The sequence below is a fragment of the Methanospirillum lacunae genome (assembly GCF_003173355.1).
Lineage (GTDB): Archaea > Halobacteriota > Methanomicrobia > Methanomicrobiales > Methanospirillaceae > Methanospirillum > Methanospirillum lacunae.
This window is the reverse complement of the sequence record NZ_QGMY01000016.1, coordinates 25,564-41,655: the sequence shown is the minus strand read 5'-3', so window position 1 is coordinate 41,655 and position 16,092 is coordinate 25,564. Positions and strand designations below refer to the sequence as shown.

Sequence of the window (16,092 nt, the reverse complement as noted above, 5' to 3'; positions counted from 1 at the left end):
TTACGCATCGATAGTGTAGTGGTCATCACTAGGCGTTGCCAACGCCTAAACCCGGGTTCGAGTCCCGGTCGATGCATTCGTTTTTTACTATTTTAATAATGATTTGGTATTTTTCTACAGTCAATCGTTATGCAGAAATAGCGACCAGGTAAATATCTGTCCATGGAGTTTGTCTGGGTTTCGACACCACAGAGTCAACGGTCTTCAGGGCTTATTGCACTGATTATCGGTATAATTATTCTTCTCTTTGCTCCGTTTGTCACAAGTCTTATTGGAACAGTACTTTCTGCAATAGTGCTGGTGATATCTGTTGGCATGATCATCTCTGGTGCGATGATGCGGGGGATCGGATTTGGGTTAGCCCTGCTGATCCTTGGTATTCTGGGCTTCTGTTTAGGCATTACCGCACTTGTCTCGCCTGATCTTGCCGTTTCTGTGCTGGGAATATTTCTTGGTGTCTGGATGTTCTTCCTTGGTGCTGGCCAACTCCTGCTTGCTTCCCGCTTTTCAGTAGACAAACTCTATTATGCCTTGGCCCTTCTGGGTGGAACCCTGACCGTTATAGTCGGTCTTTTTCTGCTCGTTTCACCGGTCCAGGGAATGCAGATCATGGTCTTTTTCCTCGGATGTTACCTTCTTGTTTTTGGTCTTATGAGCCTCATCAGACCCAGGTATATGTATTGAATTATTTTCATCAGATACTGGAGAGGATTGATCCAGATCCCCTCCCCAGATGAAATCTTTGAGGATCGTCTGGAGTCTTGATCTTATTCTTGTTCTCGCCCCTCTTTTTGATGTTGGTTTTACCTGATTTGAAATGACCTGGTTTGTTATATCTGATTCATCGATGGCCTTTTCAGGGATACGAAGGTCTATGGGATAGAGCATGACCTCTATTGGCCTTCTCCTCTGGATCTTCTCCCGTGTTTTTGTCCTGATTTTTCTCCGCGGCTGGCCGATACCTTCTCCCCTGAGCCTGTCCATCATACTGACCCATATCATCTCATCGACAAGGGTAATGTCCTCCATTCCCTGAATGAATATTGGATGGATCATTTCAGAGTCCTTATCCCGGGGTTTTAGGTCCTTTTGGATCTTGAAATCCACTTCCTGATCATCTGACCGATGAATACATGCAATCCATGGTCTGGTGTATTGAACAGGCAGGTACCTTGTCTTTTTACCTGATCCGAGAGCGAGGATACAGTTCTTTTTTGGAAGGAGAATCCGGGTTATGCGTTCCGGAGGGAGTGGTATGGTTACCCAGCGTGGTGGTTCTGTACGGGTAGAGGTTGTTCGTCTGCGTCTGTTTCGCTCCTGCAGCAGTCCTGCCACCTTTGGGGCCATGAGTAAGAAAACGACAGGTGAAAAAATCTGCTGTACAAGACAGATGGAAGTAGGCACAGATTTCAGGTAATTAAGATTGCACCAGGGACACCCTTCGGAATCTGGAAGATACCAGTGGTCTGGATTTAAATCGCAACAGACCAGTCGCTTGTACACCTGATCTATTACATTAAACCAGGTTTCGATGTTGTTATTATCCTGTGAATCTCCTTTGAATTCTTGGAATTCTTCATCAAAGAGATCGATGAGAGGCTTTGGAAGTGTCCTGATAGGTGGTGCTTGTGGTGGTGGGCGAAGAGCAGGATCATCATCACTCCATGGATAGAGACCTGATGCCATCCGTCGTTCATGTGATCCTGCACCTGTTGTCCGGCTTCCTATTGCATGGAATGGGTGGTATCCATCCATCAACATTCTAAAGATAAGGATTGCAGGCGACAAACTCATCTTTAAAGTGGACATTACCTGTTCTGGTTTTGGGAGGATGAGTAATCTGATCGATGCGTCAGGGCCCACGAATACAGTCCGTTCAGAGAGGTACACATCCCTGATGCCATGGTTTCTGGCTGATATGAGTACAGCCGTCAGGTTGAGGCAGGCTGCAATACGGTGTTTAAAGTAAAATTTCCCATCAAATCTCTCTCTTCTGCTTTGTGGATCGGCAGCCACATGCCATGGATGAAATCTTCCTGGGTCGATTGCCTGAATCGTCCATCCTACTGGCATATTATCTCTATACACAACCTGTAGCGGGATAACAAGCGACTGTGGAATCCCATGTGGATATATTGCACCTGGCTCTGGCGGATTAATCCCATTGTGAACAATGAACACCTGTGTTCCTGGCACAAATGTGGTGATGATCCCGGCCTCAGTTCGAAATAATATCCCGCTCTGATCTGTTTTTAGTTTATTCGGATCACTCCATCCGTCAAGAGTAATTCGCGTATCTTGATTTTGTTTTTCCACGACCCTCTGCTTCGTCGTCTCCTGGATTTTTTTCTCCCTGGGAATGAGTGAAGAAAGCATTGTTTCCCAACGTTCAGCACCAGGTCTTTTGTGAGGTTCACGTAGTCCTGAAACAAATGTTTCCCTAAAAAGTGTTTGAAATGAAGATGGAAGAGAAGCATATGGAGGTGCGTAATCTGGAGGGGATATTCCGGCGATTCGACACTCAAATGCAAAGTACCCAAGCAATATCTTATCTGTAGTTGCTGGTGCATCCTTAACGAGTGGCCCTTTGGCCTGAAATGGATGAACACCGCCCATCATGAACCTGAAAATGAGAACCGCCAGAGCAAAGTAATCGCCATACCGACGATCACATCCTGATTCTGCAAACGATCCATCCAGATGCTCAGGAGGGAGGTACTCGCCTGTTCCTACCCGGCTCCAGAAAGTTCGTCTGCTGTTTTTATCACGAATCTGAAATGAGTCTGTATCAATAAGAACAAGATCACCGCGTTTGTTGATGAGCAGGTTATTTTCCCGTAGGTCGCCAATTACATGCCCTGCTTTGTGAACACCGGCCACAAGTCTCGCTAGCTGAAGTGAGGCAACGATACGACTTTGGAGGTTTCTCTTCTCTTTTTCTTGTGGTTCATCGTACCAAAGGTGGACAGATCTATACTCATCAGGGATACGACGCATAACATATCCGATGATCTTTCCCCCTCCTGGAAGATCAGTAAGAGGTTTCAGTGGCCAGGTCAGGAATTGTAGTAGTTCCCTCTCTGGAGGGGCAGCAATCATTGTACGAATCTTCTCTTCGATCTCCTGTGTCCTTCGATGAGGGTGAAAGATCTTGGCACATTTTGTATCATCATCAGCAAAGTAGTAGATCTCACCCTCGCCTCCTGCTTTACCCGTTGAAATTAGGGTGCACACCTTTCCACCCGGTTCATAAACTGTGAGTTTGGTACGTGGTTGCTGCCTTACCGACGTCCGGGTTTTTTTGACCTGAACCGGGGTGCGTCTTGAAGGAACAACATCAAGGGTGAGGATCTGTGTTCCGGCATTGGTGATGATCTGAACCGGAACGCTCACACTCCTGTCAGATGTGAGCATCCGGGTGTCAATTTTAAAAAGAATTTTTTTGCTTGATTCAGCAGAGAAGATAGATGGCAGGATTTTTATCCAGGGAGCCGGTGCCGGGATAGTTCCTCTGAGAATTCCACGGCCTTCATTCTGAATTTTGAGCGTTTCTTCGAAGATCCCCTTCTTATCCCATAAACATATTATCCGTGATGAAATTAGTTTCAATATCGGGCCATCTCCACCTCGGAAGTTGATGGAGATAGGGACCTCTAGGTCTCCTCCTGTACTTCTGATCCTTATTTTTCCTGTAGGCTGGCGTACTATAGGTGCATTTGTAGTATGGACAGTTACCTGAACTACCTGAACTTTTTGCGTCCAGAGTGTTCGTGATTTTACTTCTATCCAGTCGGATTCAGATTGAATTGTTCCGCTGAGTAACCCGTTTCCACTGTTGCGGATAATAAGATCAAATGAGAAATTTTCCCCTTTTCTGAGGTTACAGAACTGAAACTGACGCTCGTCAACTGTGAGGCACGGTTTTATTGCAGGCAGGGTATTGCATTCAACCCTGACCTTTACTGTTCCTCCGTTGGTGATAATGGTAACTGCGCCTTTTAGCGGGATATTAGGTGAGACTCGTCCGGGTACAATCTCGATTCTGAAAGGAACAATAAAAGGTGTCTCAATACGAGGGTTGGGTATCCTGATCCAACTCACATCGGAGATAGCAGTTCCCTTGAGGATCCCTCCTCCGTCATTCATTATTGTGAGGATTTCAGTCTTTACACTGGTGACACTCTGAACCGGAATCAGGTCACGATCTACCTTGAGCCGTGGCGGGCTGTTACCGGTAAAGAGTGCAGCCATTGGTTATCCTTCAGGACTCTGCTTTAGGTACTTGCTCCCTGAAAATGACCACAAGGGTTTTATCATCACCTGAAAGTTCCTGCATTTTTTTGGAGGAGAGCAACGTGGAGATGTCAGGTTCTGGACTCAGGTTAACTGATATTTTTCTCTCAATAAATGAGATCAGTGGGAGAATGAATGGTTCGTGCGGTTGATACCTTCCGTCCCGTTTAACTGCAAGTGCTCCCTGGCACCCGTCAGTTGCGATAATAACGTGATCAATTTCAAAACAAGGAGTAATCCGTAATTGGTTTTCCCAGTCTGTTTGTATAAGACTGGCAGTCTCGTTTGCATATTCGCTTTCACCTGGTGATGACAGGAGCACAGCCTGATCTTTCTTTGTGCCTACTGCAATGCCATCTCCGATATGTCCAAGGGTGATCCTCTCTCCAGAATAGAATGCCACGATCAACGTTGATGCAAACTCTGATGGGCTAATCTCCAGTTCACTAGCTTCTTTAATAACCGCCTCTCGTGCCTTGAGAAATGCCTGCCTTATCCGTTCTTCAACTGAAATATCGGGACATTCAAAATCAGCAATTACTACTTTAGATGCAGTATCGACTGCTATTCGGGCTCCGGCATCTGAATGCCCGGCACTCCCAAGTCCGTCAGCAACTGCTATCCCCCAACCATTTTTTGAATACGCGACAGCGTATGCATCCTGGCATGGCTGTTCAGACTGAATATGTCTGTTTCCCCTGACTGAAGATCCGGAAATTCTGATATTCATATACCAATCCAGGATTTTTGGTTCTGCTTTAATACTGGCATTATATGATTAGAGGGGAATTGAACCCCATCCATCAGGTCCGGTTGGGTTTTCAAGACTTATTTGCTCCCCGATACGTGAGTCTGATATTTTTGCAAGGCTGCGGGAAAGCCAGAGGAACATGTCAGACCATTGAGCCTCTTTGAGCTGAAGTGGTACGCGGTTTGGGGGAGAGAGTTCACGAAGGACTGTCATATTAGCCTGATCTACTCCCAGTGCCCAGAATAGGAATTTCCGGTCTGATTCGCCACCGTGGATCACCTGGATAACCTCCTGCCATCTGGTATCGCCCCGCGACATGTCTGTCGGTTGTCCGTCAGTAATCAGAAATATCCAGGGACGATAATAATCAACTCCGGTTTCACGATATTCAGCCTTACGTTTCTCTATGATCGAAGCGGCTTCAAGAATGGCCGCTCCCATCGGTGTGTATCCTCCTGCTTCCAGTTCAGGTGGTTCAAACTGACTTACTCCGGTGAATGGTTGAATAACTTCAACCTTCCTTCCAAAGGATATGATTGCGAGATCAATTCGCTTTGCTGCAAGATCGTCTTGAATGAGTTCATCAGATAGGATCTTCAGACCTTCATTTAATTCTGCTATCTTTGCCCCTTTCATGGAGGCTGAGGTATCAAGGACGAGAACAGTTGCACAATGAGGATGCTGTGGGTACGGGATATCTACCAACTGCTCAAGTGTATCAGAATCCATCAGTATTCTCGTCAGCAGACAGGGTATATAATTCTGTGGCAAAAAACGGTAATAATTTAATCTGCCTTATGAGAAATGGAAAAAAAGTGACTTTCCTGGATCAAGAATTAAAAAATGTATTATACCTCTCCATGATTTTCACTGATTATTAGGACTTAACAATATTGATGTATCGTGAAGATAGATCTAATAAGTAATTTTCTGCTCCGGAGGTGGTATCTGTGGATTATGATTCAATAAATAGTGCTGATATGGCAGAGCAGGCACTCGCACAGGCAGTTGATGAACACATCGAAAATAGTAAGGAAGTCATTGATCATATTGAAAAACTTGAGGTTAAGATTCGTTCCTGGAATATGGAAGACATCAAAGAGTTCAAGGCGATGATCACCGAGATGCGTGCTCTTCTTCAGAAACACTTCCAGGTTCAGATTGAGAATTTTATGAACATGAATCGGATTCCTTCAACAAAAGTTCCTGATGTTCTCAAAAAAACGTATCGGATAGTGGGTGTTGATAAGCGAGGGTATGCCCTTTATGGTCCTGAAATGGATAAGATTGCACATATCAATAAGATCACTGAACATTACAAGCAGAAGACCAGTGCCTGCCAGCCACAACCCACAAAGAAATAATCCATCATCTCTTTCTCCCTATTTTTCTACTTAGAGACCTGCCAGTTTTTTAAGCAACATACTCGTCCCTGCTTTGTCGAGCGGTTGATTGTCATTACCACATTTTGGTGAATGAATGCATGCCGGACATCCTGATGCGCACTTACATTCAGTAACAAGGGTTGCAGCTATCCTGGAAATATCCAAAAACAGTTCAAACGCACGTTCAGCTAAACCCACTCCACCTTCATATCCATCGTAGATGTATATTGTTGCTGAACCTGTCTGGTGATCTATTGCAGTTGAGAGGCCACCGAGATCCCACCGGTCACAGAGGACAAAGAATGGGGTCATGGCGATCAGAGCATGTTCAGCTCCGTGAAGTGTTCCCGTGATATCACAAGAGTTGTCGCTGATTTTTGTTATAGTGTCCTGATCAAAAACCATCCAGAGTGCTGATGTTGTAAATGTTATCGGTGGCAGAACAAGGGGTTCAGATCCAATTGTAGTCTGCCTGACGATCTTCCGATATCCACTGCAGGTCTCTGATACCTCCACTTCTCCTAGATGAAGTACAGCCCCGGGAACGATTTTTGAGATTGTATCTTTTATGATTGTAACGGTGGTCTGCTGATTTGGTCGTGTGTAGTATTCTACATCTGCTGCATCGGCAAGGATCCTGTGATGTCCATGATCCCACCAGTTCACCAGATATTTCTCGCCCTGGTGAATTATGACAGCCCCTGGGTGTGCTTCCCTGCAGGCCTGGCCGAGATCCACTGTCTCAAGTACTCTCCCTCTCTCCTCTATCGTCCATGTTTCCCCGGTGCCTGAAAGAGACACCAGTTCAACCGCTCTTTTTCGCCCAGAATACACATATCCACGATTTGTTTTCGTTAAAAGATTTGCATCAGTAAATGCGTTGATATGTTCCTGGATTCTGTTTCCAAACCACCGTGTATCAAGGGCAGGATTAAGCGGGAGCTCTGCAGCAGCACAGAGAAGCTCCCCTGAGAGAATATATGGATTTTTTGTGGTGATGATCGCATGTTCGTGGGATGAACCAAAAAACTCCTCTGGGTGATCCATGAAATACTGGTCAAGAGGGTTTTGAAAGCTGACAAGAATTGCCAGTGACGGACCTGCCCCTCTCCCTGCCCTGCCAGTCTGCTGCCAGGTTGACATCATAGTCCCAGGATATCCGGTCATGACAACTGCATCAAGAGATCCAATATCAATCCCTAGTTCAAGAGCATTAGTTGATACAATACCTTTCAGTTCTCCCTTTTTCAGTCGATGTTCGAGGTTTCTTCGCTCTTCAGGGAGATAACCTGCACGATAAGCAGCAATTTTGTCGTTTCTGTTAGAATTACCTTCGTTCAGGCGCTCTCTTGCCCATGTTGTTACCACCTCTGTCATCTTTCTGGAGCCGGTAAAGCAGAGTGTCTGAAGTTCTGCCTCAACAAGTGATGCAAGGAGTGTAGCACTCTCGGTGTAAACTGACTTTTCAGCAAATCCTCCGATGTATGGATTATAAAGAATGAAGTACCTGACTCCTGCCGGTGCTCCTGATGTATCAATAACCTGAAAATCGCGTCCTATGAGTTCCTTTGCAAACTCATTTGGGTTGGCCAGGGTTGCTGAAGAGAGGAAGAATGTTGGATGAGATCCATAGTGTGCACATATCCGAAGCAGCCTTCTTATCAGAAGTGCCATATGGCTCCCAAATATTCCCCGGTACTGATGTGCTTCATCAATAATGATGTATTTCAGGTGTGAAAAAAAAACAGACCACTGGTGATGCCAGGGTAGGATATGATGTAACTCGTGGGGATTTGTCAGAACGAGACCTGCTTTGTTTCTGATAGCAGGCCTGTCGTGACGGGGAGTATCACCGTCATAGATGGCAGGATTAAAAGGGATTTTTGTTGCTTCACTTATTGCTTTTGCATTTGTGAGTTGATCTCTGGTGAGCGCTTTTGCCGGGTAGATGGCAAGAGCAGTAGCCGAGGGATCCTGCATCCTCATCTTGCAGTATGGGAGAAGGAAAGCGAGTGTCTTTCCTGATGCTGTGGGTGTGCAAAGGATGGTATCCTGTCCTGAGTTAACTGCATCAATGGCTTTTGTCTGGTGAGAATAAAGTCTGATACCGATATTATCCAAGTATTTTTCAACTGGTTCCGGGAGTGGTTCCTGTAATTCTCCAAAAACAGCATCATGTCCGGGAATAACTTTAATGTGTGCTATGTAGCGCGAAAATCGAGAATTTTCTCCGATGATCTCAAGAAATTCAGCAACACTCACGTGCTTTACTCCTGAGAAGATCAAGGAGAAGAGGAAGGCTTGCGATATCCTGTTCATTATGTCTGACGATAGGCACTAATGGACCACAGTTACCGGTATCCCGGTACTTCATGTACCACTCAGGGACAAGCATTCCTGGAAGGTCAAATTCACGTTCAACACCCAGGAATTTTTGTTCAACTGTTGAGAGCCTGCAATCAGGAATCTGTTCCCTCCACAATCTTCGGGCATAGTGGAGAAGATCAATATGTGGGAGACTCGGAAGGGGATCGAATCCGTAGTATGCACATCGCTCATTCAGGTATGGGAAATCAAAACTTCTCCCATTGTAACTTACCAGTACATCAGCACCATCAAGGAGTTCTCTGACTGCTGTCAATGCTGCTGGCTCCTCAGTAATATCCCTGAGGACAAACTGATGGATGGTCAATCCTCTTGGACCAGGACATCCTATGCCAAAAAGGATGACTGGTCTGCCAAAAATGCCCAGAGTTTCAAGATCCAGGAACCTGATTTTTTCAGGAGTGAATCCTTCAGAAGCAATCAGGCCCAGGGGATGGGATGGGCCGAGCCGTGATCTGATCAGATGAGTCGCACCAGCTGGACCTGCATGTAGTACTTCCAATACATGGGCAGCCTTCCTTTGGTACCTGCGGTGGTGAAGGAGATCTGAAATTTGTTTGCATCCGCGTTGCCTGAGCCTATCCGCTCCTTTTGGGCCAATGCCCCTGACAAGCCTGAGTTCACTCATAACTGACGGATCTGGTTGATGATGTGAGGTGAGTTGTATCGGCCGAATATTCTGAACATGGTAATATTCTCCATCTTCATTTATGGCTGGGGATCCCGGGATAGCATCTTCAACGGGAATACCGGAATATTTACGGCAAATTTCGCGGTAGTATTGTTCGAAATGATTATAGGTAGATTCACCAATCGCGGAGGCATGAAGCCCCATGCGGAATACATTGTCATGGGGGACTATCCTGTAGTCGGGCGAAGCAGTTATTCGTGCCTGCCACCTCTGGCTCACCGAGACGAGATCTGTTCCCTGCATCTACCGATACCTCATCGTCGTGGTATATAAATTATGAAGGGCACAGGGCGAAAGTGTTTCAGGTATCCAACCCCTAAGAAAAAGGACGTATCTCATAAAAAAGTAAAAAAAATAGGCCGTTTATATATTGATCTAGATGTTTTTTTGTTCGAAATTAATCTCGCTTAATTCTTATTTTATCTCACGCATTAGGGTCATAACCCTCACTTTAATTATTTTATCATCTTTGTTTCTTCTTATTGGAGGGTGTATTTTTCATCCGATTATTGTTGGGGATGGAAATGAGTATGTCGGGATGACAATCTCTTTATTAAATCATTGGTCCCCTGATTACAAACCTCAAGATACAGAGCTAAAACAGAAAATATATGAAAAAAATGGAATTACTGTAAATTTAACAGCTGGTTATATTACATCACTTAAAGGAACTCTTGAAGCATCCCATCTTTGGTTTTATTCTCTCTTCGTTTTACCAATCTTCTGGGTTTTTCATCTCTTATCTTTTAATGAATTAAAGGCATTTCAGTTTTTCAACATTTTTTTGTTAATTATTACAATCTGTATCATTTATCGACATGATACGATAATAAAACCAAAACATTTTTGGTATATTGCATTTACGATAAGTTCTCCTGTTCTTCTCTATCTACATTGGACTCATACAGAAGTTTTTTCATATTGTTTTGTTATTTTATCTCTCTATTTTAGTTTTCTGTCTGATAAACGAAATTATTACCTGGCAGTTCTCTTTTCTTCATTGGCTTCATTACAAAATCCTCCAATTGCAGTTCTATCATTATCCCTGATTTTGTTAGGTTGGAAATCTAAATTTTACAAATTCAGATATTTTGTCTATTTAGTTTCAATTTCTTCTATCTCTCTCCTTCCATACCTCTATAGTTTTTATTTTTTTCACACAACCAACCCTCAAATGTACATTAATGCTGCAAGTTTTTCCTTCATATCCTGGGAGAGAGTAGTAGGGTTATTTATTGATCTGAATTCAGGAATTCTTGTATATCTACCCCTGTTATTAATAATTTCAATTTTTCTAGTCCCCTATTCTCTTGTTATTCAGCATGATTACCGAATATTACTAATCTGGATGATCGCTATTGCTCTTGCATTTGCAGGAACAACGACAATAAATTGGAATTGTGGAATGATGTACCTCTTTCGTTATGCAATCTGGATTATTCCACTGTTTATTTTGATTGTATCCCTTATTACTGAATATAATTCAAATTATTTGGTCTCTTTAATTCTTCTAGCCACGTTAATATCAACCGGAGGAATCACGATTGGATGTCTTATGGATCACCGGGGTGATAATTATCTGACCTTTAATCAGTTGTCCAAATCTGTAATGGTGATATGTCCAGCATGTTATAATCCAGATAATGAGATTTTTGGAGAAAGATCACTATATACTGAATACTCATATGAGGATGGATTTCCCTATTTTGTGACCTACAAAAACAATATTCGAAAGGAATTTTCTGACAATAATTCTATTCCTCTTCTCGATAAAATTGATAATACTGCCTTTATCGATCAAAAAAAGGCCGTTATCCAACATGGGCCAGGATATATCAACGGAGATTTGGAGATTTCAGATTTTCCAGTTGATATAAATAAAGTTCACATATTTGCACAAAATACATTCAAACCTGATATTTTTGACAAGTCAATACAGTTTATCGATTACACAACCGGGTGGAGTCAACTCAAAAGTGAGAATGGAAAGCCATTTCGCTGGATGGAAAATAATGGTACATTTGCTGTATCTTCTCCAGATGAAAGAAGAGTTCAATTAAATATTCAAGCGAGAAGCAACTCTCAAAATAGAACACTTGACATAATATTAGACGGAAAAATTCAGGAAAAAACCGTAATAACACCGAATGGAGTAAGTTATACTCAGAAGATTAACCTGAAAAAGGGTTTGAATATTATTCAACTCAATGTCCATGATCTAGAAAAAATGCCGATATGGAGAACAATGGAACGATATCCGATAATAGGGTTTAATAATATTTCCATTTCAAACCCGATTTAAAATAAATCATACTTTTTTCACAGTATTACACGGTTCTTTAGCCAGAATTCCTTTTATTGCATTTGACCCACTCTTGTGTGCCGCCGTGAGTATCTCGGGGTTTCCGGTTATTCCACCAAATCCATCCATATCTTTTGCGAGGATATTTTCACAATATGAAAAACCGAATATATTAAATAATGCGGTCATCATGGGAAACGCAGTCGAGAAAACGTCATCCCGGTCCATTCCTGCAGTTGATAGAAAATACCCTCTGTGGAGTTTCTTTTTTTCCGGGGGGAGGGGATGCGTGTTAAGCTTGTAATGTCTGACCCAGACATAATGGGCACGATCGATGAATCCTTTGAGTTCGGTGGTTATACCCATGGTGTAGATGGGCGATGATATAACAAGGCAGTCAGCACTCAACATTTGTTCAAAAACCGGATGAACATCATCCTTTAGAATACACTCCCCGGTTTTATGGCAGGCATTGCACCCTTTACACGAGGAATATGACATTTTGCTGAGAATAATTTTATCAGTCTCCGCTCCTGCTTCTGTTGCACCTTTCAGGAAAGAATCTAGTAAAATCTCAGTGTTTCCATGCCTTCGTGGACTACCAAGCACTCCGATAACTTTAATTCCCTGGCTCATACAGAAAGCCTCTCCCTCAGTACAGAGATTATCTCAGAGCCTTTCTGAATTGCATCTTTTTGTGCAGTGGGATGATTAAGCACTGCCCCCTTTTCATCCACATGATTGATCATCAGGTATCCAATATCGCTATCCCTGACTTCAATCACATGAAAAAAGCATTTTATCACGGGGATGGCGGCATCAAAGACATAACTCCAGTCTTGTCCTGCTGATGAGATGAATAGTCCTAGTCGTTTTCCCTTCCGCTCTGGTGGAACAACCGGTAGTTTTAGTACGTACTTACGGGATCTAAAGACCTGTGCTCGGTCGATGAGAGCTTTAACCTGGGAACAAACACTCATACAGTAGATCGGCGATGACACAATGATACAGTCAGCTTTTATGATCTGGTCATGCAATTGATCCATGCCGTCCCTGATAACACACCGATTCAATTTTTCACATGCATTACAGCCACGGCATGGCCTGATATCGGCGTCAACGAGGGTGATCTTTTGGACTGATACATCTGGTTGATTCATCATCGATGAAAGGACCCAGTCCATTAATTGTTCAGAATTGCCGTGTCTGCGAGGACTTCCAGAAATGGCAAGAACACTGATCCCCATATCATCCAGTGTTGGCGGTTGCCAGATAAAAGAAGAGGGGTTAGGAGTCTTTGAAGCAGAGGTAAAAATCTTTATAATCGTATCCTTCAGTAATACGCTTTTCTGCCTCCTCTACAGTCTTTGGAGGTGGAACAATAACCTTATCCCCAGGCTGCCAGTTTGCTGGTGTTGCAACTCCTTCTTTGTCAGATGTCTGAAGTGCTTTTACCAATCTGACAATCTCCGGAATTGATCTCCCGTTACTGAGTGGGTAATAGATCATTGCCCTGAGTATCCCCTTATCATCAATGAAAAAGACAGTCCTCACCGTTGCTGTGCTGCTCTGGCCCGGATGAACCATTCCGTATAGAGTTGCAACTTTCATATCAAGATCTGCAATAACAGGGAATGGGATCTCAATACCCATCTTCTCTTTGATATTTCTGATCCAGGCAATATGGGAGTGAACACTGTCAATGGAAAGTCCGATGAGCTGAGTGTTCATAGCCTTGAGTTCATCATATACCTGGGCAAAAGCGATGAATTCAGTTGTGCAGACAGGTGTGAAGTCAGCAGGGTGGGAGAAGAGAACCACCCACTTACCCTGTAATTCTGATAGGGTAATGGTTCCCTGGGTTGTTACCGCTTCAAAATCAGGAGCCGGGGCCCCAAGGATGGGAAGGCTGATACAGTCACATTCATACTCTTCATCGCAATTCATACTCACATAACCTCTTCTTCAACAATCTTCCCGTTTACATATGCCGGCATGCCAGCTAGAAGGTAAGCCACTCTAAGAGCTTCTTCAACTTCGTCTTTGGTTACTCCGAGGTTTTTCGCTCCAGCCATCTGTGCCCTGATAGCATGCTGATCCCTCATTGAGGTAGCAATGGCGATAGCGATAAGTTTCTTAGTTTTCCGAGATAGTGCCCCATCGTCCCAGATATACTGGTCAAGTTTGAGGATCATCTCATGTAAATCCGGATCGGTTTCGGCTAACTTTTTAAAAACGCGAGGTACTTTTCCGATCTTTGTTTCAAGATCATCAATTCCTGCTGTCATGGGATTACTCCTGGAGAACCATCGGTTCGCCACAGCAGATAAGTTCGCCGCCTCCGACTTCGGTAACTTTTACCACATTTCCGCAGATCTCGCATTCAAAGACCTGTCCTTCCGCTGATACATTAACCATTTATGTTCCTCTGGGGTGAGATATTCAGAAGGCAATACCGGGAATCCTGCCGGGACAGGTCGAAGCGGTTATGATCGCTTCGGGGGATGCGTTGCGTCTTCCGGAGTTTTTACGTCATCCCTGATATGAGTAATCGGGAAACAGTCGTACATCTCACATGCACATGCAGGACAGTGTCTCAGATCCTGTTCAGCGTCGGTCATCTCGTATGTCTTTCCGCAATCCACACAGACGTATTTTCCTGGGCCGACCTTTTCTCCTGCTTTTACTCGTTTCGGTTCACTCATGGTTTTTACCATATCTATACTCATCATGATCGTTATTTAATGATTCGGATGAAAATGTGTTGAATTAATTGGTTATTTTCTTAATATTGCAATATTTTTTAAATATTTTGGTTTTTTAATCGGTCCGATCGAAACATACTTGTCTGGATATAGGTGAATATCAGTGGTATGAGACCACAGATCATCGCGCTTCTTGGAAGTCCGCTTACTGAAGGAAATACCGCTAAATTATTGAAAAAGGCAGTATCAGGCGCTGAATCTGCAGGATGCGATGTTCGGGTCATTCATGTACCCGAACTTGAACTGACTGCCTGTCGGGAGTTTTACTTCTGCAAAGATCATGAGACTTGTATGATGGAAGATGATGTCAGTGGTTTGTATCCTGCTTTCAGGGAGATGGATAGTATGATCATTGCCACGCCGGTAATGACTATGGGGATACCCGGTCATCTTAAGTCTTTCATGGATCGATTTCAGGTCTTTTATTGCGCTAAATACGTGAGAAAGAAGCGACTTGTTTCAAAGGAAAAAAGAGCTGTTAGACGTACACTTCTTCTCTCCATTTCTGGGATGAATCTTCCAGAAAATTTTGATGGGGTTACTCTTTCAGTCAAATCATTTTGTGATATTCTGGACTGCCGGTATGACGATGAACTCTTTATCAGGGATATGGACAATAAAGTGGATCTGGATAGATTTCCTGACCTTCTTGATGCTGCATATCAGAAAGGGTTCAGACTTGGCGGGCTCCTTACCGGAAAATATTGTAATTAAGAATAATCTGGGGATTGTTCTGACGAACATTATAAAACCCCCCCTTCTTTCAGTGATGTAATTCCTGTTTTTGAGATTATTATATGGTCTAATAAGGGGATGCCTAAAATTGTTCCTGCCTGTGCAAGTTGGGATGTGATCCTGATATCTTGTGTACTTGGTTCAAGATTGCCTGAAGGATGATTATGAACACAGATGATTGAAGCAGCCCGGTCTGTTATAGCATCACAATAAACTTCCCGTGGATGGACGAGACTGTGGTTGAGCAGGCCCATTGTAATAATCCTTGGTCGTATCACCTCTGATGCACCATTCAAAGTTACAACCAGAAAATGCTCCTGCTTTTTTGTTCTGATATCAGCGATCTCAGGTAACAGAAGAATGTCTTGAGGTCTGGTAATTTTGATCAAAGGCTCCTCTGATGCTTTTCCATATCTTCGGGCAATTTCAAAACATGCCAGAAGAACACAGGCCTTTGACTGTCCTATACCTTCAACTCTGATGAGCTGCTCATACTTTGGAAAATCCTCTTTTTTTAAAAGATCTGCAACTTCCTTTGAAATGGAAATAATATCACGATTTGGTGTTCCTTTACCCAGAATGGCTGATATGAGTTCATGATCTTCCAGAGATGCTGCCCCTTTTTGCACCATCTTTTCTCTGGGACGATCATGAACCTCAATATCCCGCATCCGCCTCATAATATCTCTGTTGTCATCTGATCCATATGGATGTGAATGATCTGTTCTTGGGTTCATTTTTCTTTAAATGAATATGTACGAACATTCGGTAATCAGAACTAATTT

Annotated in this window: 16 protein-coding genes and 1 tRNA gene; 5 read left to right on the top strand and 12 right to left on the bottom strand. The window is 43.4% G+C overall.

Annotated features, from left to right (window positions below):
- Window positions 1-4 precede the first annotated feature (4 nt).
- Both DK846_RS15460 and DK846_RS15455 read left to right on the top strand, forming a co-directional pair.
- Window positions 5-76, top strand: a tRNA-Gly gene (locus tag DK846_RS15460).
- A gap of 86 nt (window positions 77-162) precedes the next feature.
- Window positions 163-684 carry a DUF308 domain-containing protein gene (locus tag DK846_RS15455; RefSeq protein WP_109969899.1) on the top strand — a complete coding sequence of 174 codons (522 nt, stop codon included), beginning with the start codon at window positions 163-165 and terminating at the stop codon, window positions 682-684.
- Here the strand turns inward: DK846_RS15455 and DK846_RS15450 are convergent.
- From DK846_RS15450 to DK846_RS15440, 3 genes are read right to left on the bottom strand one after another with little or no spacing between them, the layout of a single operon-like run.
- Entirely contained in the window at window positions 586-4,251 is a 3,666-nt protein-coding gene (locus DK846_RS15450) for a hypothetical protein (protein WP_109969898.1), read from the bottom strand. The genes DK846_RS15455 and DK846_RS15450 overlap by 99 nt on opposite strands.
- Window positions 4,252-4,261: 10 nt before the next feature.
- On the bottom strand, window positions 4,262-5,023 hold the full coding sequence (locus DK846_RS15445) for a PP2C family serine/threonine-protein phosphatase (protein ID WP_109969897.1): 762 nt from the start codon (window positions 5,021-5,023) through the stop codon (window positions 4,262-4,264).
- Window positions 5,024-5,071: 48 nt separating this feature from the next.
- Window positions 5,072-5,773: a vWA domain-containing protein gene (locus DK846_RS15440; RefSeq protein ID WP_109969896.1), complete on the bottom strand. Its 702-nt coding sequence runs from the start codon at window positions 5,771-5,773 to the stop codon at window positions 5,072-5,074.
- A 221-nt stretch (window positions 5,774-5,994) separates the two neighbouring features.
- Between DK846_RS15440 and DK846_RS15435 the strand changes: the two genes are divergently transcribed.
- Entirely contained in the window at window positions 5,995-6,408 is a 414-nt protein-coding gene (locus DK846_RS15435) for a hypothetical protein (protein WP_146201251.1), read from the top strand.
- A gap of 30 nt (window positions 6,409-6,438) precedes the next feature.
- Here DK846_RS15435 and DK846_RS15430 read toward each other — a convergent pair whose 3' ends face one another.
- Both DK846_RS15430 and DK846_RS15425 read right to left on the bottom strand, forming a co-directional pair.
- Entirely contained in the window at window positions 6,439-8,748 is a 2,310-nt protein-coding gene (locus DK846_RS15430) for a DEAD/DEAH box helicase (protein ID WP_109969894.1), read from the bottom strand.
- Window positions 8,678-9,748, bottom strand: coding sequence for a ribonuclease H-like domain-containing protein (locus tag DK846_RS15425; protein WP_109969893.1), 1,071 nt, complete (start codon window positions 9,746-9,748; stop codon window positions 8,678-8,680). The genes DK846_RS15430 and DK846_RS15425 overlap by 71 nt, the downstream gene beginning before the upstream one ends.
- A gap of 295 nt (window positions 9,749-10,043) precedes the next feature.
- Here DK846_RS15425 and DK846_RS15420 point away from each other — a divergent pair, with 295 nt between their 5' ends.
- Window positions 10,044-11,807, top strand: coding sequence for a hypothetical protein (locus DK846_RS15420; RefSeq protein WP_146201250.1), 1,764 nt, complete (start codon window positions 10,044-10,046; stop codon window positions 11,805-11,807).
- A 6-nt stretch (window positions 11,808-11,813) separates the two neighbouring features.
- On the opposite strand, the gene DK846_RS15415 is transcribed toward DK846_RS15420, so the two are convergent.
- The 6 genes from DK846_RS15415 to DK846_RS15390 form a co-directional block, all read right to left on the bottom strand.
- Window positions 11,814-12,443, bottom strand: coding sequence for a flavodoxin family protein (locus DK846_RS15415; protein WP_109969891.1), 630 nt, complete (start codon window positions 12,441-12,443; stop codon window positions 11,814-11,816).
- Window positions 12,440-13,054, bottom strand: coding sequence for a flavodoxin family protein (locus DK846_RS15410; protein ID WP_109969890.1), 615 nt, complete (start codon window positions 13,052-13,054; stop codon window positions 12,440-12,442). Before DK846_RS15410 ends, DK846_RS15415 begins: the two co-directional genes overlap by 4 nt.
- Window positions 13,055-13,094: 40 nt before the next feature.
- Window positions 13,095-13,754 carry a peroxiredoxin gene (locus DK846_RS15405; protein ID WP_109969889.1) on the bottom strand — a complete coding sequence of 220 codons (660 nt, stop codon included), beginning with the start codon at window positions 13,752-13,754 and terminating at the stop codon, window positions 13,095-13,097.
- Window positions 13,755-13,756: 2 nt separating this feature from the next.
- Window positions 13,757-14,095, bottom strand: a complete 339-nt coding sequence (locus tag DK846_RS15400) for a carboxymuconolactone decarboxylase family protein (RefSeq protein WP_109969888.1) — start codon at window positions 14,093-14,095, stop codon at window positions 13,757-13,759.
- Window positions 14,096-14,099: 4 nt separating this feature from the next.
- Entirely contained in the window at window positions 14,100-14,225 is a 126-nt protein-coding gene (locus DK846_RS15395; protein ID WP_109969887.1) for a desulfoferrodoxin FeS4 iron-binding domain-containing protein, read from the bottom strand.
- Between the two features lie 68 nt (window positions 14,226-14,293).
- A complete protein-coding gene (locus tag DK846_RS15390) occupies window positions 14,294-14,512 on the bottom strand; it encodes a zinc ribbon-containing protein (RefSeq protein ID WP_109969956.1) in 219 nt (72 codons plus the stop codon).
- A 168-nt stretch (window positions 14,513-14,680) separates the two neighbouring features.
- Between DK846_RS15390 and DK846_RS15385 the strand changes: the two genes are divergently transcribed.
- Window positions 14,681-15,286, top strand: a complete 606-nt coding sequence (locus tag DK846_RS15385) for a flavodoxin family protein (protein ID WP_109969886.1) — start codon at window positions 14,681-14,683, stop codon at window positions 15,284-15,286.
- A 29-nt stretch (window positions 15,287-15,315) separates the two neighbouring features.
- Here DK846_RS15385 and radC read toward each other — a convergent pair whose 3' ends face one another.
- Window positions 15,316-15,987: a RadC family protein gene (gene radC / locus DK846_RS15380; protein WP_109969955.1), complete on the bottom strand. Its 672-nt coding sequence runs from the start codon at window positions 15,985-15,987 to the stop codon at window positions 15,316-15,318.
- Window positions 15,988-16,092 lie beyond the last annotated feature (105 nt).

Bases quoted from the DNA above. Each gene is read 5' to 3' on its own strand.
- DK846_RS15455 (WP_109969899.1), top strand. From the start codon at position 163: ATGGAGTTTGTCTGGGTTTCGACACCACAGAGTCAACGGTCTTCAGGG.
- DK846_RS15450 (WP_109969898.1), bottom strand. From the start codon at position 4,251: ATGGCTGCACTCTTTACCGGTAACAGCCCGCCACGGCTCAAGGTAGAT.
- DK846_RS15445 (WP_109969897.1), bottom strand. From the start codon at position 5,023: ATGAATATCAGAATTTCCGGATCTTCAGTCAGGGGAAACAGACATATT.
- DK846_RS15440 (WP_109969896.1), bottom strand. From the start codon at position 5,773: ATGGATTCTGATACACTTGAGCAGTTGGTAGATATCCCGTACCCACAG.
- DK846_RS15430 (WP_109969894.1), bottom strand. From the start codon at position 8,748: ATGAACAGGATATCGCAAGCCTTCCTCTTCTCCTTGATCTTCTCAGGA.
- DK846_RS15425 (WP_109969893.1), bottom strand. From the start codon at position 9,748: ATGCAGGGAACAGATCTCGTCTCGGTGAGCCAGAGGTGGCAGGCACGA.
- DK846_RS15420 (WP_146201250.1), top strand. From the start codon at position 10,044: ATGACAATCTCTTTATTAAATCATTGGTCCCCTGATTACAAACCTCAA.
- DK846_RS15415 (WP_109969891.1), bottom strand. From the start codon at position 12,443: ATGAGCCAGGGAATTAAAGTTATCGGAGTGCTTGGTAGTCCACGAAGG.
- DK846_RS15410 (WP_109969890.1), bottom strand. From the start codon at position 13,054: ATGGGGATCAGTGTTCTTGCCATTTCTGGAAGTCCTCGCAGACACGGC.
- DK846_RS15405 (WP_109969889.1), bottom strand. From the start codon at position 13,754: ATGAATTGCGATGAAGAGTATGAATGTGACTGTATCAGCCTTCCCATC.
- DK846_RS15400 (WP_109969888.1), bottom strand. From the start codon at position 14,095: ATGACAGCAGGAATTGATGATCTTGAAACAAAGATCGGAAAAGTACCT.
- DK846_RS15395 (WP_109969887.1), bottom strand. From the start codon at position 14,225: ATGGTTAATGTATCAGCGGAAGGACAGGTCTTTGAATGCGAGATCTGC.
- DK846_RS15390 (WP_109969956.1), bottom strand. From the start codon at position 14,512: ATGAGTGAACCGAAACGAGTAAAAGCAGGAGAAAAGGTCGGCCCAGGA.
- DK846_RS15385 (WP_109969886.1), top strand. From the start codon at position 14,681: ATGAGACCACAGATCATCGCGCTTCTTGGAAGTCCGCTTACTGAAGGA.
- radC (WP_109969955.1), bottom strand. From the start codon at position 15,987: ATGAGGCGGATGCGGGATATTGAGGTTCATGATCGTCCCAGAGAAAAG.